The following is a 20,516-nucleotide window of genomic DNA, read 5'->3' as shown; positions in this document are numbered from 1 at the left end:
ATTCCTTTGCTCGAGTGACTTTCGCGGGTCTCTCGAAGAATCACGCGATGACCTTCATTCATCCGGCTACGACACGCCGGTACCGCTGATCAGGTCCGACTCGTACACCACTCTGCTGGACGCAACCTACTGGCAACGGCATTGGTCACCGCGACCATGCCAAAGGTGCCCCGTTCCGCGGTCGATCGAGCGGGAAACGGGGCACCAGTGGGTGGTGCGCGCGGCTATACCGTCACAGCAGCGGGTATTTCCGAAGGAGCCGGGACTTCGAATGCGTTCAGCAACGCCGAGGCGCCGAGGTAAACGCCGGCCAGGTTGACCAGATCGACGACACCCTTTTGTCCGAACGCCGCCTCGGCGGCATGGTAGGTGTCGGCACTGACATAGTGGGTCGAGACGAGTTCCTGTACGAATTGCGCGGCGACCAGCTCACCTCCGGTCAGCCCGACCGGTGCCTCACCGGCAGCCAACGCATCGATCGCTTCCTGGGGAAGGCCGTACAGGGCCGCCACCTTCTCGTGCGCGTACAGCTCGTATGACGACCCCCATTCTCCACCGACCGACAGGATCACGACCTCTCGGACCCTGGCACTCAAGGTCGACGACGCGAAGCTGTTGCCGACGTTGAACAACGCCCCGCCGATGGTCGGGTTGTAGAGGTAGGCATTGAGCGGTCCGATGACCTGGCCCTCCGGACTGACGAGCTCGATGCCGGTGACCGCCTGTGTCGGCACGGCAATCGCTTTGATCTGGGCGTCCAGCGCCAGCTGTGCCGGAGTTGCGCTGTCCAAATCGAGCAACGGCAGCCGACCGCCCAGGTCGCCGCCGTCGGGCACGACCGGGGCATCCGGGGTGACCGGCACTGGCGCACCTGACGGCTCAGGCCCTTGCGCTTGAAATGCGTTCAGGGTCGCCGAGACGCCCAGGTACACGCCCGCCAGGTTGACCATATCGACGACACCGGTCTCCCCGAACGCGGCCACAGCGTCGTCGTAAAGGTCATCGCTGACGTGATAGGTCGACACGAGTTGTTGTACGAATTGGGCTGCGATCAAATCATTCCCAGTCAGTCCCACCGGTGCTTGACCGCTCGCCAATGAGTCGATCGCGTCCGCCGGAACACCGTAGAGGGCCGCGACCAACTCATGTGCGTAGAGCTCATAGCCCGAACCCCACTGTCCGCCGGTCGACAGGATGATGATCTCGCGGACTCTCGGGTTCAGTGACGACGACGAGAACGTGTTGCCGACGTCGAAGAGTGCCTTGCCGGTCACCGGGTTGTAAAGGTACGCATTGAGCGGCCCGATGAGCTCACCCTGCGCATCGAGGAGTTGGATGCCCGTGGCCGCCTGGGTCGGAATGGCGATGGCCTTCATCAAGGCGTCGAGGTCAAGCTGTGCGACAGTTCCGGTGTACGGATCGAAATACGGCAGCCGACCGCTCAGACCACCGGCACCACCGTCGCCACCCGTGGTGCCGACAGCACGGCCGTCACCGTTGGCGCCGTCAGCCCCGCTGGCCAACAAACTGGAGCCACCCTTGCCTCCAAGGCCGGCTCCACCGGCCGCGCCGCCGGCACCGCCGGCACCGCCGTCGGCAGCGCTGTCGGTGAGGGCGCCGCTTTCCAAGGTGATCACGCTCGCGCCGCCGGTTCCGCCATAGCCGCCCGCCCCGCCGGCACCGGCGGCTCCGCCGTTGCCGCCGTTGCCGCCATAACCCAACAGGCCCAACGCCGTACCGCCGGCACCGCCCGCACCGCCATTACCGCCGGCCCCGCCCGCGCCTCCCGGGCCACCATCCTCATTGCTGAGTAGCGCCGCGTCAGCGCCGACGGCGCCAACACCACCACTCCCGCCAGCACCGCCGTCGCCGCCGGCGCCACCGTGGCCGAACAACGCGAAAGCCCTACCACCGTCACCGCCGGCACCGCCTGCCGAACCGGCACCACCGTCGCCGTCGCTCTCACCGGTGGTGCCCGCTGCGCCGGTCACACCGGCGCCGCCGTCACCACCATCGCCACCATTGCCCCCTAGCAGGCCGCCGTTACCGCCCGTTCCGCCCGCAGCGCCCGAGCCGCCGACCCCTCCGACGCCACCGGTGCCGAACAGCAGGCCGCTGGCGCCGCCGTTGCCGCCGGCGACCCCAGTCACGGTGCTGGACCAGCCGTCTCCACCATCACCCGACAGCCAGCCGCCGCTCGAGCCGTCCGGGTGGGCCTCCGTGCCGTCCGCGCCATCACAGACCAATCCACAGCGCCCGCCATAGGTGAACGCCGAGTTGACCATCGCCGTCACCTGCTGGGCGATGAACGCAGGGTTGCGATTCGCCGTTCTGCGAGAGATGTCACGAGTAGCGATCAGCAGTGCGTCGACCACGGGACCGGTTGGAGCCGACGGCGTCGACGGTCTCGTCACCACGCGTGGGGTTGATGCCAGCGCCGGAGACGAGGCATCGGATGCCGTCGCAGTGACCGAGGATGCAGGCGATCCTGAGCCGCGAGTCCGGACCGTCGCACGCAGGTCTGTTCGATGATGGGCCACGGATGAGGTGTTCCGCCGAGTTGCGGGTGTCGAGCCCGAATGCCGCGTGGATACGGCAGAGCGTGCACTGCCCGACGGTGAACTCTTCGACGAATCGGAGCTGTTGTCCGAGGAGTCGGCCGCAGCGATACCGGCGCCTGTCGTCAGTGCCATCCCCAAACCGAACGCGACTGCGCCTACGCGAAGCCACTTCACCCAACTCTCGGCGTGATGCAGACGCCCGGCAACCGGAACGGGCGCGCTGTGCTCGGGTGCTTCGGCGAAACCGACGATCGCCGTTATGGTCGGGCTCGCGATGTTCGCAGCTATCGCTGGAGTGGGTTGAGCCCCTTCCATTCTGGTGCAGGATCGATCTGTGGAGCGGCGCAGTGGCGCAGAGCTTGTAGTAATGGGTCTCACTCCTCGCTGGGGATTCCATGACATCGGAAATGTTGCTTCGGTCACAACAAGCCGGCGTTGCTGTTTATAGACGCCGTGGCGGTCAACGGTCAACGAGCTGAGAGCGGCTACCCGGGTGTTGGTTATGCCCGTATCGGCATCGCCTTGAAAATCGGTTACTATCAGCACGTTTCAAGATGTCGCCGTCAGTGCAAACTGGTATCGAGCGCACCTCTATAGCCAAGGTTCGTACGGCAGTGGCACACCACATAGCTTCAGAAGCGCTGTGCGACAGTCTTCGTCGCGCGAGACGCACCAGAGACGTCGGCAAAAAGATTCTTCCTGAACCGGATTCGGTGCTAGCGGCGGTCTCCACCAGTATCACAGGTCCGAGGCAGCTTGGCGTGTGATGCATTCCAGAACGACGGGTGAGCCACGTGCACCTGTGTGCTCAATGCGTGCCGCCGACCGCCTGGAGCTGGCGGGGCAACGCCGGCCCTACGGGGAATCGCGCCGTGAGTCAGCCTGATCCGTCATCTTCCGGTGGATCCGGTGTCGGGCGCTTCGGGCTGTCCGTACACCGCCACGACCACGGTGCGGTCCAGGCTGTTCTCCGACCACACGCCGATCTCCGTGTTGGCGCAGTTCTGGATGATCGCCATGTAGTCGGGGTTGTAGTACCACTGGCTGATGAGTTCCGTACCGCTGAACGCGAGCGCGTGGTTGATCGCCAGAGTCTGGGCGGCCTTGCCGCGGAAACCAGCTGCGGAGGCCCGGTCCTGCGGCGATGATCCGTCCGACCCGATGTCTGCGTCAAGTGATCTGTTGTTGAGGACGTCGATCGTGTGCCATTGTGCGGCCAGTTGCAGTCGGGGATTGATCGTGAGTTTGGTGCGACAGCCCGCTCGATACTGGAGGACGTGAACCATTTTTGCCACGCTCCTGTTGAGGCTGATGTTGTCGGCTCGGGCAGGAGTAGGGCTGAACAACACTGCCGCGGTCCAGATTATCGCCGTCAGCACTGCCAAGGTTTGAGCCAAGGAACCCCATTGTCGGAGGGTGCGGCCCGCTGATTCGTGCATGTCCAACCTGCCTGGTCTGTCAACGAATTGGTGCGAAGTCGGAGATCAGCCATTGACCATCGACCTTGTCCAAGGTCACGCGAACGCTGGAAGCCGATTGGGTCGGAGCTTCGCCGCCGAACGTGATCGTCTGGTCGACGAAAACCAGTACTACTGAGCGATTCTGATTGATCGACACCAGCGAGGCAGCGGGCACGGCGGCCGTCGAAACGATCTGCTTTTGCTGGGCGCCGGGGATGACCACTTCATCAATGAGCGAGCGGTAGGCCTCGCGGAATGTACCGGTGAGCCGGGTCTCGGCAGCACGCAGGTCGGTGTCCGCCGTTTCTGAGCGGTATGACAGCAGCGATACTGTGACCTCGGCAGCGGTGCGGACCGATTCGGTTCTGGCGGAATTCATTTCCCCTTCAGTGGCCAGATTCCATCTCAGCCAGGCTGCGCAGAGCGTCAGTATCAGTGCGATGGCAGGCAACATGAACCGCACCACCGGGATCGCAGGGAGCCACCGGTACCCCTCGGCGCTGGGGGAGGGCTCGGTCGCAGGCGTCGCGGCTGGGCTATCACCGGCCGCTATGTCCAGGACACTACGGCTCGTCCTTTCGCGCCGGTGCGTGAGCTTCATGGGAATGACCTCTCAGGAAATGAAAGCAACATCGGACAGCTTGACGTCATTGCCGACCTTCTCGACCGCAAGTCGCATTCGCCATAGCCGCGCTGGCGAATCGACGCCTGCTAGTGATGTTTTCACTGAGACCGCAACCAGGACGTCGGCGCGATTCCCATGGACAGATTCGAGGCCGGCTTCTGCGATGGTTCCCTCGGTGTTGGACTGTGTGCGCTTGACGGTGTCGACAAAGCTCTGGGAGCGCTCTCGGAAGTCGGCCAAAAATGGTCCGGTGGATGAATCGATCAGGTGCTTGACGTCGGCTTCGACCTCGGCGTGTTTCACAGTCGTCAGCATGATCGCGCTTTGCCGGCCGGCTTCCAGAAAGTGCGCGCGTGCATCGTCGCGGCCGTAGGCCGCATGCGCTCGAATGCCCAGCCCCGCGGTCAATGCACTCAACAAGATGACCGCGGTCAACCCGAAGATGAGCAGGTCGCGGTGGCGGCGTGGGGTCGGCGTGGCGGGTGATTGCACATGATCGGGGCCGAAGGGGTTGTCGACGTGCTCGTCGACACCTTCGTCGTCATTGAGGCGTGCCGCGGGGTTCGTGACGTTCATGACGACATGCCGGACGGTGGCCGGTCGGATCGCGATGGACAGGTACCTGCGGCAAGGATGTGGTTTGCCCGGTGTCGTGTGCGGTGTATCGCGCGTCTCAAGAGCATATCGCAGTTGGTCTCGTCCGAGTGTTTGCTATTTCTGAACTAGCTTTGTCTATTCGGTGCCCGGAGTGCGGTCAACATCCGATTTTTCAGATAGCCGAACCGCGACGCGGCGTGGCCGCGTTCGTTCGGGCCAAACATGGCTGCTGACGTGCCAATACGCACCATCTGAAATGTGGTCGGTTGCAACACGTTGTAGGTGGAAAGCGATGATGCCTTAGCACGGGGCGCCGAAGCGCCGGCATCTGCGTGTCGCCCAGATGTCGTTGCTCAAGCCAAAGGAGGCAGGCGGTGTCCACCGTGGACGCACTTGCGAAACCCATGCGTGCTGTGGGCGGTTTCTTTGCCACGGCGGTGGACACCATCGTCCTGGCTCCTCAGCCGCCGTTCGCCTGGCGCGAGTTCCTCTTTCAGATGTGGTTCGTTGCACGGGTATCGATATTTCCGACGATCATGCTGTCGATTCCGTTCACTGTGCTGTCGGTCTTCATCTTCAACATCCTGTTGGTTGAATTCGGCGCGGCGGATTTCTCCGGGGCCGGTGCCGCATTCGGGGCGGTGACCCAAATCGGACCTTTGGTGACTGTGCTCGTCGTCGCCGGCGCGGCGGCGACTGCGATGTGCGCAGACTTGGGCGCCCGCACCATCCGCGAAGAACTTGATGCGATGCGCGTGATGGGCATCAATCCGATCCAAGCGCTTGTGGTGCCCCGCGTGCTGGCAACGGTCATCGTGGCGCTGCTACTGAATTCCGTTGTCTCGGTGGTCGGAATTGTGGGGGGATTCTTCTTCTCGGTATACGTTCAGCACGTCACGCCCGGGGCGTTCGTCGCCAGCATGACTCTATTCACCGGGATGCCGGAGATCCTGATCTCGCTGGCCAAAGCCGCGATGTTCGGCCTCGTCGCCGCCCTAATCGGTTGCTACAAGGGCATTTCGGTGGGTGGTGGTCCAGCAGGCGTCGGCACAGCCGTCAACGAGACGGTGGTCTTCGCCTTCATGGCCCTGTTCGTGATCAACGTGGTTATCACCGCGATTGGTGTGAAGGCGACGATGTGAGTCAGACGCGAAGTATCCCGAGTACGCGAGCGCCCCGGTTCCGCCGCGCCGTCCACGGCCTCATCGACGGCTGGAACCGGATCGGTGTCCAGACTCAGTTCTACGGCAGGACCATTCGGTCCACTGGCGACGCGCTGGTCCACTACCGCACCGAGGTCGCCACCCAGATCGCTCAGATGAGTCTGGGTACCGGAGCCTTGGCCGTTGTTGGCGGCACCGTCGTGATCGTTGCCTTCCTGACGATGTCGGCCGGCGCGATCATTGCCGTGCAGGGCTACAACCAGCTCGCCGGAGTAGGTGTCGAGGCGCTCACCGGCTTCGCTTCTGCCTACATCAACGTTCGGATCATCGCGCCGCTGGTAACGGGTATCGGGCTCGCGGCAACCATCGGAGCCGGAGCCACCGCACAGCTCGGGGCCATGCGCATCGCCGAGGAGATCGACGCGCTCGAGGTGATGGGGGTGCGTTCTGTGGCATATCTGGCCTCCACCCGGGTACTGGCTGGACTCATCGTCGTGATCCCGCTTTACTGTGTGGCCGTCCTGATGTCGTTCATCGCGGCACGGGTGGGCACCACCTTCATCTATGGCCAGTCGACCGGTGTTTATGACCACTACTTCAACACCTTCCTCAATCCGGTTGATCTTCTGTGGTCGTTTGTGCAGGCGATGGCGATGGCGTTGACGGTCATGGTGATCCACACCTATTACGGGTTCACCGCGTCTGGCGGTCCCGCGGGTGTGGGGGAGGCAGTCGGTCGGGCCGTACGCGCGTCGTTGATCGTCGTCGTCTTGGTGACGCTGGTGATCTCACTGGCCGTCTACGGGCAGACCGGCAATTTCAACCTCTCGGGATAGCCGACTATGTCTCGCAATAATGAATCGCGTATCCACCCCGCCTGGTGGACAGCAGCGCTGCTCCTCGGCGTCGTCCTCATAGCCGTGCTGACTGCTGCGAGTTTCAATGGTTGGTTCTCGCCATCGGTTCCGGTCACATTGGCCGCTGATCGTTCGGGTCTGGTCATGGAGCCGGGTGCGCGGGTGAAGATGCGTGGACTGGAGGTTGGCCGGGTCGCCAGTGTCAACAACAGCGGCGGCGTGACGTCGCTCAACCTGAAGATCTATCCCGATTACATCAAGGACATCCCCGCCAACGTGGGGGCCGAGATCGATTCCACGACAGTGTTCGGCGCAAAGTTCGTCGACTTGGTCTACCCCGAAAGCCCTACATCACAACGTATTAGGGCTGGCCAGGTGCTGCACTCACGCAACGTGACGACCGAGGTGAACACCGTGTTCGACAACCTGGTCGGATTGCTCGACAAGGTGGATCCCGCCAAGCTCAACGCGATCCTGTCGGCGTTGGGAGAAGGCTTCCGAGGGCAGGGGCGGGCTATCGGGGAGGCAACCAGCGCCGCCAACGAAGTGCTCTTAGCGGTGAATCCGCGCAGCGAGACGGTACGTTCCGACTGGCAGGCGCTGACGGGGTTCAGTGACGCGTACGGTGCTGCTGCCGGCGACATCCTTGCGGCGGTTGACTCGTTCAACACAACCGCGGTCACGCTGACGGACCAATCGGCCGCCTTGGACTCGTTGTTGATCAACGTGATCGGACTGGCCCGCACCGGAACATCGCTGATCGGATCGAGCAAGGACAGCCTGGTCCATGACGTCGACGCACTCGAGCCGACGACAGCATTGCTGATGAAGTACCACGGTAACCTGACCTGCACGCTGTTGGGCGCCAAGTGGTTTCTCGACAACGGAGGTTCCAAAGGGGTTGGCGGCAACGGCTATTCCCTCATCCTGGATGCAGGATTGACATGGGGTCAAGACGGCTACCACTACCCCGACAACCTGCCCATCGTGGGCGCCAAGGGCGGGCCCGGTGGTAAGCCGGGTTGCGGATCGCTGCCGGATGTCTCCGAACAGTTCCCGGTGCGCCAACTGGTGACCAACACGGGTTGGGGAACCGGCAACGACATCCGGATCAATCCTGGTATCGGATTCCCAGGATGGGCGAACTATTTCCCGGTCACTCGCGCGGCGCCGCAGCCGCCCAGTGTTCGCAACAGCGGGCCGTCGGCTCCGGGGCCCATCCCGTACCCGGGTGCGCCACCCAACGGTGCGCAGCTATATGCGCCTGATGGCACTCCGCTCTGGCCGGGGCTGCCGCCGGCGCCGCCACCGGGTGCACCGCGGGATCCCGGACCCGCGCCGGGGTCGGAGCCATTCGTTCCGCCGTTTCCGGCCCAGACGCAGCCAACGCCGGTGCCGACCGGCCCGCCCGTCGCTCCCGGGTCCTAATGGCCGACCCACACAGGACCAACGCGCACACAGGACAGAGGCCAGGATGAAAGACCGTCTCGTAGCTACCCTTTGGCGGCTCGGTGCGTTCGTCACCGTATGTCTGTTTGGCTTGTTCGTGTTGATCGCGGTCTTCGCGCAATTGCGTTTCGACCCCCAATACACCTTCAGTGCCGTGTTCACCAACGTCGGCGGGCTCAAGGGCGGCGATTTCGTCCGGATCGCCGGCGTGGAAGTCGGCAAAGTCAAGAAGCTTGTGATCAAACCCGACGCGTCAGTGGCGGTCACGTTCGGTATCGACGACTCTGTTCTGCTCACTGAAAGCAGCCGGGCGGCGGTCAGGTACGACAACCTTTATGGCGACCGCTACCTTGCGCTCGAACAAGGGCACGGCGACGGGGAGCCCCTCAAAGCAGGCGCGACGATTCCGCTCGGCCGGACCTCACCGGCGCTGGATCTCGACACCTTGATCGGCGGTTTCCGGCCGCTATTCCGGGCGCTGGATCCCGACCAGGTGAATGCCCTGTCCTTCCAGCTGATTCAGGCGTTCCAGGGCCAGGGCGAGACGATCGGCTCCCTCCTGGCGCAGACCTCGGGCCTGACCAACACACTGGCTGATCGCGATCAGCTCATCGGTGACGTCATCACCAATTTGAATACGGTCTTCACTTCGCTCGGCGACAGCAACAAGGACTTTGCCCAGGCCATCGACAAGATTGCTTCGCTTACCGACGCCTTGGCTGATCGCCGGGAGGACATCAGCAATTCGGTGGCCTACGCCAACGCCGCATCAGGCTCTGTTGCCGATTTTCTTGCCCGCTCACGACCGGCGCTGCAGAAGATCGTCCACGAGACGGACCGCACATCGACGATCGTGATGAACGACCACGACTACGTCGACAACCTGATCAACACGCTCCCCGATGCCTATAAGGCGCTCGGCCGGCAGGGGCTCTACGGTGACTGGTTCGCCTTCTACATCTGTGAGGCGATCATCAAAGTGAATGGCAAAGGCGGCCAGCCGGTTTACATCAAGGCTGCATCTCAAACGACTGGTAGGTGTACTCCGCGATGAGGCCCATGAGCGAACGTAATCCCCTGATCGTCGGTCTCGTCGGCTCCGGGATAACCGGCGCCATACTGCTTGGGGCGCTGAACTACGACAAACTTCCGTTCATCGCCAGCACCAAAGACTATTCGGCCTACTTCGCGGACGCCGCCGGACTACGGCCCGACGCACCGGTGGAGGTGGCCGGCGTGCGGGTGGGGCAGGTAGAGGGTATCGGGCTGGACGGCACACGGGTATTCGTGAAGTTCACTGTCGACAAGGGGGTTCTGCTCGGCGACCGAACCGAGGCCGCAATCAAGACGAAGACTCTGTTGGGCGCCAAGTACGTCGAGGTAAGTCCGCGAGGTCAGGGCCAACTGTCCGGATCGATTCCCTTGGAGCGGACCACTTCTCCCTACCAGCTGGCCGACGCTCTCGGTGACCTGTCGGCGACGATCAGCGGACTCGACACCAAACAGTTGTCCGAGTCACTGGCCACGCTTGCACAGACCTTCTCCGACACGCCGCCCGAATTGCGCTTGGCGGTCGAGGGCGTGTCCCGTTTTTCCGAGACGCTCGACGAGCGTGATCAACAGCTGAGGTCACTGCTGGCCAACGTCGGTAAGGTGTCCGGTGTTCTCGCCGCGCGAAGCGACCAGATCGTCGGCCTGATCAACAACACAGACGCCATTCTGGGGCAGTTGCGGTCGCAAAGCACTGCCCTTGACCAGATCTCGGGCAACATCTCAGCTCTCAGTAAGCAGCTGAAGGGCTTCATCGACGACAATCGCAAAGAATTCAAGCCCGCACTGGACAAGCTCAACGGGGTCTTGGCCATACTCGACAATCGCAAGGCCAAGCTGCAGGAGTCGATCACGCGGCTCAACGCCTACTCGATGTCGCTGGGTGAATCGATCTCCGGTGGCCCGTTCTTCAAGGGCTACATCTCCAATCTGCCACCAGGGCAGTTCATTCAGCCCTTCATCGATGCCGCATTCTCTGACTTGGGCCTCGACCCGAATGTCCTCGCGCCATCGCAGCTGTCTGATCCACCGACTGGGCAACCAGCGACGCCAGCTCTGCCCGTCCCGTTCCCGCGCACCGGGCAGGGGGGAGAACCCCGGATGACGTTGCCCGACGCCATCACCGGAAATCCCGGCGATCCTCGATATCCCTACCGCGAACCGCCGGCGGCTCCGCCGCCCGGCGGGCCGCCGCCGGGGCCGCCTGCGGCGCCGGGCGGCATTCAACCTCCCCCTACGCACCCGCCGGTTTTGGTGCCCGCCCCTGGAGAAGTGCCGTTGGAAACACCTTCGCCTGGCAGCCAACCCACACCTGGAGGCGGGCAGTGACCAAACGCAAGCTTGTGGTGAGTCTGGCCGTGGTGCTGGTGTCGGTACTGACCGGCGGGATCGTCATTGCCGTGCGTGGCGCCGAGTCGGTCAAGAGAACTCACATCACGGCCTATTTCACCAATAGCACTGGCATCTTTGTCGGCGATGATGTCCGAATTCTCGGTGTCCGGGTGGGGGAGGTGGAGAGCATCGAGGCCCAACCCGAACAGGTCAAGATGACGTTCTGGGTCGAAGACGAGTACAAGGTTCCCGCCGATGCAAAAGCAGTGATCTTGTCACCGTCGTTGGTGTCCGCACGAGCCATTCAGTTGGTGCCGGCCTATGACGGAGGGCCCGTCATGCAGAATCAGGCTGTCATCCCAATGCGGCGGACCGCGGTGCCGGTGGAGTGGGACGATCTGCGGGCTCAGCTGAGCAAGCTTGTCGACACCCTGCAACCCACTGAACCCGGCGGCGTCAGCACGGTCGGTTCCTTCGTCAACACGGCCGCCGACAATCTCCGCGGTCAGGGTGCAGACATTCACAACACCATTACTAAACTGGCACAAGCTACTTCAGTTCTTGGTGACCACAGCGGCGATGTGTTCGGCACGATCAACAATTTGTCGCTCGTTGTGTCGGCGCTGCAGGACAGTCGCGACGTGATGCGCCAGCTCAACCGGAATCTTGCGGGCACCACCGCGTTGTTGGCCAACCAGCCAGACGAGGTCGGCCAAGCGATTGCCGACATGGATTCCGCGATCGACGACGTGGTGGGTTTCACTGCCGAGAATCGTGAACCGATCGGCATCGCATCGGACAAGCTGGCGTCAATCAGTGCGGCGCTGCGTGAAAGCACCGACGATCTGAAACAGACGCTGCACACCGCGCCGACACTGCTGGCCAATTTCACCAACATGTACCCGCCGGCGGTTGGCGGTTTCTCGGGCATATTCAGTCTCAACAACTTCGCCAACCCGATCCAATTCCTCTGTGGTGCTATCGAAGCCGCATCCCGCCTGGGTGCTGAACAGGCGGCGAAGCTGTGTGTTCAGTACCTCGCGCCGATCGTGAAGAACCGGCAGTACAACTTCCCACCGATCGGCTTCAACCCGGTCGTCGGGGCGATGGCGCGCCCCAACGAGATCACGTATAGCGAAGACTGGTTGCGACCCGACTACATTCCACCCTCCGGTCAGGCGCCCAGCGCTGTTCCGCCGATGCCGAGCACGGGCCCGCTTCCCGCCGAAGCCCCAGCGGAGCCGGTAAGCGGTGCAACCAACCTGCAAGACATGCTGATGCCAGCCGGAGGTGGATCGTGACTGCTCAAAGGGTCGCCACCATCACGGCCCTGATCGGCATGATCGCCACGTGCATCACCGGATGTGGGTGGAGGGGTGCCAACTCGATGTCGCTGCCCGGCACACAGGGTGGCGGCGCCGGGGCGTACACGATTCAGGCCCAGTTTTCGGATGTTGTTAATATCCAACAGAATTCGCGTGTCCGGGTCGGTGATGTGAACGTGGGGACCGTGACCAAGGTCGAGCGTCAGGGCTGGCACGCGCTGCTCACTATGACCATCAATGGCGACGTCGTCCTTCCGGCCAACGCGACGGCGACCATCGGCCAGACCAGCCTGCTGGGGTCACTGCACGTCGAACTGGCGCCTCCCAGAGGAGTTGCGCCTGAAGGGAAACTCCACAATGGCTCGCTCATCCCGCTGGCGGCCGGCCGTGCGTACCCGACCACCGAACAGACGCTGGCTAGCCTTTCCCTGTTGCTCAACGGCGGTGGATTGGGGCAGATCCAAGACATCACCCAGGCCTTGAGCACCGGATTCGCCGGGCGCGAGGCGGACCTGAGAAGCCTGATAGAGCAGCTCAATATCTTCATCGGCAACGTCGAGGACCAAACCCAGGACATTATCGCCGCAGTCGACAGTGTCAACGAACTGGCAAGCCAGATCGCCGACCAGAAGCCGGTTGTGGACAAGGCGCTCAAGACCATCCCGCGTGCCTTGGAGGTACTCAACGATCAACGCCAGAACCTGGTTGATGCTCTCGACGAACTCGGAAAGTTCAGCGCGCTGACGGCCGACACCGTCAACCAGACCAAGGAGAAGCTGGCCAGCGAACTCGAGGATCTCGGACCCGTGTTGGAAGCGCTGGCCAATGCTGGACCCGCGCTGACCCGTTCGTTGAGTTACCTGTCGACCTTCCCCTTCGTCAAGGAAAACGTCACGAACTTCTTCCGCGGCGACTACGTCAATCTCACAGGGGTTTTCGACCTCACTCTGAGCCGCATCGACGCCGGGTTCTTCACTGGCACGCGGTGGGAAGGCGACCTGACCGAACTGGAGATGCAGTGGGGCCGCACACTCAACCAGATGCCCAGCCCGGCCACCGTCGGGAACCCATTGACCGTGCCCTACCTAGCCGATCAGGGGCGTTGACGTGAGGCTCAGCAGACGAATCAAGATCCAGCTGTTCACCGTCGGGTTGATCTCGCTGGTCGCAGGTCTGGTAATGGCCGTCGGCTATATCGGACTGCCGACCATGATCTTCGGGATCGGCCGCTACGACGTGACGATGCAGCTGGCCGCCACCGGCGGCCTCTACAAGACCAGCAACGTGACCTATCGCGGCCAAGAGGTCGGCCGGGTCACCGATGTTCGGATGACCAACAGCGGTGTCGAGGCGGTGCTGTCACTGAATTCCAGTGTTCGAATCCCATCCGATCTTGACGCCCAGGTGCACAGCCGGACGGCGATTGGTGAGCAGTACGTCGACCTGATTCCCCGACCTGACCCCGGAAAAGCGGTCCTGAAGAACGGCGATGTGATACCGGTTGACCGGACATCGATTCCGCCGGACATCAATACGCTGCTCGATAAGACGAATGCGGGCCTGGCGGCCATCCCTCGCGACAATCTCAAGACCGTGATCGACGAGGGTGCTACAGCGGTCGGTGGTCTCGGACCCGAGATCTTGCGCATCGTCAAGGGGTCGACTGCGCTGGCCATCGACGCGGAGAAGAACCTACCCGGATTGACCAACCTGATCGATCAGTCCAAGCCGATCCTGGACACCCAGGTTGACACTTCGAATCAGATCGCCGCGTGGGCCGCGCACGTCACAGCCATCACCAGTCAAGTCCAGCAGCAGGACACCGCGTTTCGCGGAGTGTTGCAGGATGGGGCGACAGCGACCGACGAGGGTAGGCGGCTGTTCGAACGGGTGCAGCCGACATTGCCGATCCTGCTGGCGAACCTGACCAGTGTCGCCGACGTCGCAGTGGTTTACCACGCCGGCGTTGAACAGCTACTTGTTCTGCTGCCGCAGGCCATCGCCGTCCTCGCCAGCGCCCTTGTACCAAACCTGGGCAACACCAGTGCGTATGCAAGTGTATTCACCACATTCGATCTGAACATCAATCTGCCGCCGCCATGCCTCACCGGTTTCCTGCCGCCGAGTCAGCAACGGTCCTCGATGTTCGAGGACTATCCGGACCGGCCCAACGGAGAGCTCTACTGCCGGGTTCCTCAGGATTCGCCATTCAACGTCCGCGGAGCGCGGAATCTACCGTGCCCGACCAAGCCCGGTAAGCGTGCGCCCACTGCGAAGATGTGCGAGAGCGATGAGCAGTACGTGCCGCTCAACGATGGCTACAACTGGAAGGGCGACCCGAACGCCACCACGTCGGGACAGGGTATCCCGCAGACACCTTCCGGGCCGACGTCCGTTCCTAAGGGGGCCGTGGTGCCTCCACCCGCCCAGAACGAACCTGCGCGGCCGCCGATAGCCGTGGCGCAGTATGACCCGAGCACTGGGGCTTACGTGGCGCCCGACGGCCAGGTCTACACCCAGGAAAACCTGGTTCAAGGGGGCGAGCCGGAGAACTGGCAATCGATGTTGCTGCCCCCGGCGAACTGAGCGAAAGGCTGTTTCATGGTTGGAAGCGTTGGCGTGCATTGTCGGGTTGACCGGCCTCGGGGGCGCGGGATACAGGGGGTGCCGGGATGACAGATGCATCGACAGCAGGGCAGCCCGAGCCCGTGAAACAGACTGTCGCCGTCCTGGACTCCGTTATGTCGTATCGGGAAATGGGCGAGGGCGATCCGGTGCTGTTCCTGCACGGCAATCCGATGAGTTCGTATCTGTGGCGAAACATCATGCCCTGGGTCCAAGACCTGGGACGGTGTATAGCCCCGGACTTGATCGGGATGGGGGACTCCGGTCGTCTCGACGAAGACCGATACCGTTACCGCACGCATCGACGCTACCTGGATGCGTTCTGTGCCGAACTGGCGATCGAGGATCGGGTGGTCATTGTCGGCCACGACTGGGGTGGTGCGCTCGGATTCGATTGGGCGCATAGGCATCCCAACGCCGTAAAGGGAATCGCCTACGGCGAGACCCTCGTGCATCCCACGGTAGGCGATGCCCCGGCGGAGCGAGCGGAACTCGTCCGGTTTGCCCGGTCCGACGCGGGCGAAGCCGCAATTCTGCACGGTGACTTCCTGCTCGACATCTTCCTACGGGAGAGCGTGCTCAGACCGCTGGATGCTGAGGCCGAACGGCAGTATCGGAGTGTCTGGGCCGAATCGGGCGAATCACGCCGACCGATTCTGACCTGGCTGCGGGAGGTACCGAGTTACGGAGAGCCGCACGACGTGTACCAAGCAATCGACAGTTACGCGCAGTGGATGGCGACCTCTCCGGTTCCGAAACTGTTGATCGTCACCTCGCAGGGACAGCTGACCGGGCCGAACCTCGAATTCTGCCGTGCCTGGCCGAATCAGACTGAAGTGACGGTCGATGCCAAGCACTTCTTCCAAGAAGATGCTCCCGAAGCGGTCGGCCGCGCGTTGCGGGAGTGGCTCCAACTGTTGTCCTGAGAGACTCGGCCCCGCTCGTCAGTCCGCCAGCGCCAGCACTTCGTCGAAACTGTCGGCCAGACAGTCGTAGAACTCGTCGAAGTCCGGGATCGCGCCGGAATCGACGTCGATGCCCAGCGCGCAGGTGTCCACGTACGTCAGCAGGGTGACGTTGACCGCCGCGCCGACGGTGGGACCGAACGCGTACTGCGCGCGCACCGCCGCGCCACCCAGATAGACGGGTACCGGCACGCCCGGTACGTCGCTGCAGAGGAAGTCGACGTGACGCAGGACCGACCCGATATACCAGCGCGGCATCATATTGAGGGCCGCGGCGATCAATTGCGTGTAGGGGAGCGACTTTTCGTGACGCACCCGGCCGGTGCACTCGTGGATACTGTGGATCCGCCGGGCCGGATCGGTGATGCCGGCCGGAACGTCGAAGCGCATCAGGGTTATCCGGTTACCGCCCGCCCCGTCGTCGTCGGTGCGGAGGCTGATCGGCATGGTCAGATGTAGATCGAAAACCCCGACACCATGTTTGTCGTGGTAGCGGCGCAGCCCGCCGGCCACTCCGGCGACGAAGGCGTCGTTGAGTGCACCGCCGCTCCGATGGGCGGCTTCCCGCATCCGCGGCATCGGCACGTCGAGGATGCCCAGTCGGCGGTTCAGCGTGCGGTCCCTCATCAGCGGGGAACCCGGCCTGTTCACCGGGCGGATCGTCCGGTAGACCGACGCGGCCAGTTCACCTACCGACTCGACGGTCTGCAGAGGCCGCCGAATAGTGTTGAACAACAACCGCGGAGCGATCTTGGCCGATTCGCTGACCACCGTGCCGAACAGGTTGGCGTTGTAGCGAACGACATCGCGATAACCCGCCAGCGGCCGGCGGGCGGGAACGGCTGCCGCGACCGGTAACGCGTCGGTGGCCTGATGCTGCTCGCTCAGGTCGAAGATCCGCATCGCGATCTGCACGCCACCGACACCGTCGGTCAGGGCGTGGTGGAATTTGCAGAGCACGGCCGCACCGCCGTCGGCGAGACCGTCGACCAGGGTGACTTCCCACATCGGCCGGGCCCGGTCGAAGTCGGCCATCGCGGCGACCCGGGCCATTTCGAGCACGCCGTCGAGGGTGCCCGGCTCGGGCGCCGACACCCGGCGCATGTGATAGTCCAGGTCGAAGTCGGGGGCGTCCTCCCAGCGCGGCGGAGCCGGCGGCGGAGAGTTCACCACCCGCTGGCGGAACATCGGCAGTTCGCGGCTGACCAGGTCGAACCGCTCCCGGACGGCACTCCAGTCCGGAGACCGGTCGAGAAGGATCATCGTCACCACTGTGGATCTCAGCCGCGGATCGGCCTCCATCGCCCAGGTGAACGCATCTGTGCTGCGCATGAATTCGGTCATGAGGTACTCCCGCCATGAACCTACGACGCGGCGGTATCGGTGAACACGTTCCACGACCAGGTGGGGACTTTGTCCCCTAACACTGAGGACCATTGCGATTTCGGCGCGGAAACCGACGCTCAGCAACGGTTTTCGCGCCGAAATCGCGCAAATAGGGGAGGGGCGCATTCCATTCCCGCTTCGGGCGAGGCAGAATCGACGCATGGTGGGCCGGCCGCGATGACGTTGAACGAGAAGCGGCGCCGCGCCCACGAAAAGCTCGCGGCCCTGCCCGGCGTACGTCCGGTTCGCCGTCCCGTCACACCGGGTGGTCCTGACGAATTCGATCTGTACTACGTACGTACCGGGCGCAAGACCAAACATCCGCTGGTCATCATCCCCGGCGGCCCCGGCGCCGCCTCGATCGCGCTCTACCGGGGGCTACGCCGCCGTGCCGCGGCCGAGGGCCTCGACGTGATCATGATCGAGCACCGCGGTATCGGGATGTCGCGGCACGACGACCTCGGCGCAGACCTTCCGCCGGAGGCGCTGACCATCGAACAGGTCGTCGACGATGTCGCTGCCGTGCTCGATGACGCACAGGTCGACAGCGCCATCATCTACGGCACGTCCTACGGCACCTACATCGCCGCCGGCGTCGGCGTGCGTCACCCGGCCAGGGTGCACGCGATGGTCCTGGATTCCCCGCTGCTCGCCGGTGACGACATCGACGTGGTGCGGCGCAATATCCGCAGTGTGTTGTGGCACGGTCAGCGCGACACCGAGGAAGTCGCCGACAAGGTCCGCCGGCTGGTGGACGAGGGTGTGATGAACCCGGCTGCCGCCCAACTCGCCGCAACGGTGTACGGGTTCGGCGGAGCCAGGCTGCTGGACCGCCAGCTGGACCTTCTGTTGCACGGCCGCCCCCTGCTGTGGACGGCGATGGGCCGGTTCGGTGAGTTGATGGTGGGCCGAAAGGCTCCGTACCGTAACGAGACCGATCTGGTCGAGCGGATTGCATTCCGCGAGCTCAACTACGCGGCAGACCCGGACGGTTTGCCACTGGACCCCGCCGTCGCGATGCGCAGTCTCGCGACCGGTGAGGCCGACACGTTCGAAGCCGAACCGTTCGACCTGGTTGCCGAGATGCCGAAATTCAGCTGGCCCACCGTGGTGATCTCGGGGGGCCGGGACCTGATCACGCCGCCCGCGGTCGCCGAGCGGGTCGCTGAGCTCATTCCGGCCTCGGTGCTGGTGCGGTTGCCGACCACCGGTCACAGCGTGCTCGACACCAAGGAACGGGCGGCGCTGAGGATCGCCGAGGCGGTCGCCATCGGCCGGATCGATACCCTTCGGTCGCAGGAGACCTCACTCGACGCCATGCCCAGTGTCCCCGCAGTGCGGTTGATGGTGTCGGCGCTGGCGGTGGCGGCGCGCGTCGAGGCCATCCTGCCCGCGGCGCTCCCGCGGGTGGTCGCCCGGACTATTCCGAAGCCGATTACTTCATGAATCCTATTGCGGTGTAGTTCAAGTCGCCCAACCCAGCCGGACCGTAGTTGGCCAGATTGCTGCGCACCGCGACATTCCCCGCCGACTGAAACAGCGGCAGGCTGAACACCTCGCCGAAGATCAGCTTGTCGACGTCATTGGCCAGGCCGCGGGCTTTGTCCGGGTCGAGCTCGTTGAGCACCTGCTCGACCTTGGCGTCGATCTCGGGGCTGCTGATCTTGCCGAAGTTGCTTTCGGCGCCGGTGGTGTAGATCTGGTTGAGGCAGCACAGCGCGAAAGCATCTGCCACCCAGGAGAATTGGGCGATGTCAAAATCGCCGGGGATGATGTAGTTGGTGAAGAACCCGTTGCCGGGTTTGGCGTCGATCTGCAGGTTGACCCCGATCTGGGCCAGGCTGTTCTGCGCGACGAGCGCGACCTGCCGGGTGGTCTGCGCGTCGTAGAGCACGTCGCGGATGACGAGCTGCCTGCCGTCCTTCTCCCGGAACTGCCCGTTGAGCCGCCAGCCCAGGGCGTCGAGTTCCTGCTTGGCCTTCTCGGGGTCGTAGGCCACGACCTGGCTGTTGTCCTGATAGCCCTTCTGGCCCGCGACGAAGACGTGGTTGTTCAACGGGACGGGCTTGTCGACCAAACCTCGTTGGGTCACATCGGCAATGGCCTGCCGGTCGATGCCCTTGGCGACGGCCAGCCGCAGTGCCTTGTCCGACAGGATCGACCCGGGCGCGCCGTTGAAGGTCAAGTGATACCAGCTCAGTCCCGGTGTCCGCCGGATCGAGACGCCTTCCGTGCGCCGTGCGATCGTCAGTTCGTCCAGCGAAACGAGACCGGTGGCGTCGATCGTGTTGTTCTGCAGCGCAGGGAGTCTCGCCGCGTCGTCGAGCACGAGGAAGGTGAACGAGTCCAGCCGTGGCGGCGTACCCCACCACTTCGGATTGCGGGTCAGCACGATGCGCTGGGCGGTGCGGTCCAGGGAAGACACCAGGAACGGACCCGCGGACGGCCCGGGACCGCCCAGCTGACCCTTGTTGAACACGTCGGGGTTGGCTGTCATGCTCTTGGGCAACAGCATCGTGTTGCCCGCGAACATGCCGCGCCATTCGGCGTAGTGCTTGGCGAAGGTGACGACGGCCTGGCGGTCGTCCACGCCCTTGGTCACGGACGCGACCCGGTCGCTGCCGTTGGGCGAGGCGATCGCGAATGCCTTGTCCTTGCCGCTGGTCGCATTGATCTGAGAGGCAATGTCCTCCCAGGTGATGGGGGTCCCGTCGGACCAGACGGCCTTGGGATTGATCGTGTAGGTGACGACTTGAGGGTCGGTGCCGGTCAACTCGACGTTGGTGAAGTAGTCGGTGTTGACCTTCATCGAGCCGTCGGCGGCGATGGCGAACGCGCGTGGCATGGTCGGGCGCAGCATCGCGGCGGTATCGGCCTCGTTGCCGTCGATGTTGAGGGTGTTCCAGTTCGACGGGAACGACGTCAGCGCCAACCGGAGGTTTCCGCCGTCGCGCAAGGTGGCCGGGTCCTGGGGATTGATGTCGCTGGTCGCGCCGACTTCGGCATTGCCGCCCGCGGACGGGACCTCGCGCTTGCTGCTCGAACACCCCGCCACCACCAGACTTGTCACGACGGCCAGCACTGCAATTCGGCCGGCGTGCCGGCGGATCAATCGGGTCAC

At 63.6% G+C, this 20,516-nt stretch carries 16 protein-coding genes; 10 read left to right on the top strand and 6 right to left on the bottom strand.

Annotated features, from left to right (window positions below):
* Positions 1-224: 224 nt before the first annotated feature.
* From HPC46_RS25195 to HPC46_RS25180, 4 genes are all read right to left on the bottom strand, one after another.
* Complete coding sequence (locus HPC46_RS25195; protein WP_179474920.1) at positions 225-2,414, bottom strand: carboxymuconolactone decarboxylase family protein; 2,190 nt, start codon at positions 2,412-2,414, stop codon at positions 225-227.
* A 1,037-nt stretch (positions 2,415-3,451) separates the two neighbouring features.
* Positions 3,452-3,958 carry a CAP domain-containing protein gene (locus HPC46_RS25190; protein WP_407665562.1) on the bottom strand — a complete coding sequence of 169 codons (507 nt, stop codon included), beginning with the start codon at positions 3,956-3,958 and terminating at the stop codon, positions 3,452-3,454.
* A 61-nt stretch (positions 3,959-4,019) separates the two neighbouring features.
* Positions 4,020-4,475: an Rv1363c family protein gene (locus tag HPC46_RS25185; RefSeq protein ID WP_179474918.1), complete on the bottom strand. Its 456-nt coding sequence runs from the start codon at positions 4,473-4,475 to the stop codon at positions 4,020-4,022.
* A gap of 159 nt (positions 4,476-4,634) precedes the next feature.
* Positions 4,635-5,222, bottom strand: coding sequence for an Rv1363c family protein (locus HPC46_RS25180; RefSeq protein ID WP_179474917.1), 588 nt, complete (start codon positions 5,220-5,222; stop codon positions 4,635-4,637).
* A gap of 425 nt (positions 5,223-5,647) precedes the next feature.
* On the opposite strand from HPC46_RS25180, the gene HPC46_RS25175 reads away from it, so the two are divergent.
* The 9 genes from HPC46_RS25175 to HPC46_RS25135 all read left to right on the top strand — a co-directional run bounded on the left by HPC46_RS25175 (position 5,648) and on the right by HPC46_RS25135 (position 15,970).
* A complete protein-coding gene (locus tag HPC46_RS25175) occupies positions 5,648-6,385 on the top strand; it encodes an MlaE family ABC transporter permease (RefSeq protein ID WP_218894644.1) in 738 nt (245 codons plus the stop codon).
* Entirely contained in the window at positions 6,382-7,242 is an 861-nt protein-coding gene (locus HPC46_RS25170) for an ABC transporter permease (RefSeq protein WP_407665561.1), read from the top strand. The genes HPC46_RS25175 and HPC46_RS25170 overlap by 4 nt, the downstream gene beginning before the upstream one ends.
* 6 nt (positions 7,243-7,248) lie before the next feature.
* A complete protein-coding gene (locus HPC46_RS25165) occupies positions 7,249-8,691 on the top strand; it encodes an MCE family protein (protein WP_179474915.1) in 1,443 nt (480 codons plus the stop codon).
* Positions 8,692-8,737: 46 nt separating this feature from the next.
* Positions 8,738-9,766: a virulence factor Mce family protein gene (locus HPC46_RS25160; RefSeq protein WP_179474914.1), complete on the top strand. Its 1,029-nt coding sequence runs from the start codon at positions 8,738-8,740 to the stop codon at positions 9,764-9,766.
* Positions 9,763-11,091, top strand: coding sequence for an MCE family protein (locus HPC46_RS25155; RefSeq protein ID WP_179474913.1), 1,329 nt, complete (start codon positions 9,763-9,765; stop codon positions 11,089-11,091). Before HPC46_RS25160 ends, HPC46_RS25155 begins: the two co-directional genes overlap by 4 nt.
* The gene (locus tag HPC46_RS25150) at positions 11,088-12,395 is read left to right on the top strand and encodes an MCE family protein (RefSeq protein WP_179474912.1); all 1,308 of its coding nucleotides are present in this window, start codon (positions 11,088-11,090) and stop codon (positions 12,393-12,395) included. The genes HPC46_RS25155 and HPC46_RS25150 overlap by 4 nt, the downstream gene beginning before the upstream one ends.
* 38 nt (positions 12,396-12,433) lie before the next feature.
* Positions 12,434-13,525 carry an MCE family protein gene (locus HPC46_RS25145; protein ID WP_179474922.1) on the top strand — a complete coding sequence of 364 codons (1,092 nt, stop codon included), beginning with the start codon at positions 12,434-12,436 and terminating at the stop codon, positions 13,523-13,525.
* A 1-nt stretch (position 13,526) separates the two neighbouring features.
* Positions 13,527-15,005 (top strand): MCE family protein, encoded by a 1,479-nt coding sequence (locus HPC46_RS25140; protein WP_179474911.1) that lies wholly within the window; start codon positions 13,527-13,529, stop codon positions 15,003-15,005.
* 122 nt (positions 15,006-15,127) lie between these two features.
* Positions 15,128-15,970, top strand: coding sequence for a haloalkane dehalogenase (locus HPC46_RS25135; protein WP_218894639.1), 843 nt, complete (start codon positions 15,128-15,130; stop codon positions 15,968-15,970).
* A gap of 18 nt (positions 15,971-15,988) precedes the next feature.
* On the opposite strand, the gene HPC46_RS25130 is transcribed toward HPC46_RS25135, so the two are convergent.
* Entirely contained in the window at positions 15,989-17,353 is a 1,365-nt protein-coding gene (locus tag HPC46_RS25130) for a wax ester/triacylglycerol synthase domain-containing protein (protein WP_179474909.1), read from the bottom strand.
* 219 nt (positions 17,354-17,572) lie between these two features.
* On the opposite strand from HPC46_RS25130, the gene HPC46_RS25125 reads away from it, so the two are divergent.
* Positions 17,573-18,841 carry an alpha/beta hydrolase gene (locus HPC46_RS25125; RefSeq protein ID WP_179474908.1) on the top strand — a complete coding sequence of 423 codons (1,269 nt, stop codon included), beginning with the start codon at positions 17,573-17,575 and terminating at the stop codon, positions 18,839-18,841.
* Here HPC46_RS25125 and HPC46_RS25120 read toward each other — a convergent pair.
* A complete protein-coding gene (locus HPC46_RS25120; RefSeq protein WP_407665563.1) occupies positions 18,831-20,477 on the bottom strand; it encodes an oligopeptide ABC transporter substrate-binding protein OppA in 1,647 nt (548 codons plus the stop codon). The two genes, HPC46_RS25125 and HPC46_RS25120, sit on opposite strands and share 11 nt — an antisense overlap.
* Between the last annotated feature and the right edge of the window lie 39 nt (positions 20,478-20,516).

This window comes from Mycolicibacterium vinylchloridicum, from assembly GCF_013404075.1.
In the GTDB taxonomy this organism is placed as follows: Bacteria; Actinomycetota; Actinomycetes; order Mycobacteriales; family Mycobacteriaceae; genus Mycobacterium; species Mycobacterium vinylchloridicum.
This window is presented reverse-complemented; position numbering and strand designations above follow the sequence as displayed.

Excerpts from the sequence above, each read along its gene's own strand:
- HPC46_RS25185 (WP_179474918.1), bottom strand. The coding sequence starts at position 4,475 with ATGTTGCCTGCCATCGCACTGATACTGACGCTCTGCGCAGCCTGGCTG.
- HPC46_RS25180 (WP_179474917.1), bottom strand. The coding sequence starts at position 5,222 with ATGAACGTCACGAACCCCGCGGCACGCCTCAATGACGACGAAGGTGTC.
- HPC46_RS25175 (WP_218894644.1), top strand. The coding sequence starts at position 5,648 with ATGCGTGCTGTGGGCGGTTTCTTTGCCACGGCGGTGGACACCATCGTC.
- HPC46_RS25165 (WP_179474915.1), top strand. The coding sequence starts at position 7,249 with ATGTCTCGCAATAATGAATCGCGTATCCACCCCGCCTGGTGGACAGCA.
- HPC46_RS25160 (WP_179474914.1), top strand. The coding sequence starts at position 8,738 with ATGAAAGACCGTCTCGTAGCTACCCTTTGGCGGCTCGGTGCGTTCGTC.
- HPC46_RS25155 (WP_179474913.1), top strand. The coding sequence starts at position 9,763 with ATGAGGCCCATGAGCGAACGTAATCCCCTGATCGTCGGTCTCGTCGGC.
- HPC46_RS25145 (WP_179474922.1), top strand. The coding sequence starts at position 12,434 with ATGATCGCCACGTGCATCACCGGATGTGGGTGGAGGGGTGCCAACTCG.
- HPC46_RS25130 (WP_179474909.1), bottom strand. The coding sequence starts at position 17,353 with ATGACCGAATTCATGCGCAGCACAGATGCGTTCACCTGGGCGATGGAG.
- HPC46_RS25125 (WP_179474908.1), top strand. The coding sequence starts at position 17,573 with ATGACGTTGAACGAGAAGCGGCGCCGCGCCCACGAAAAGCTCGCGGCC.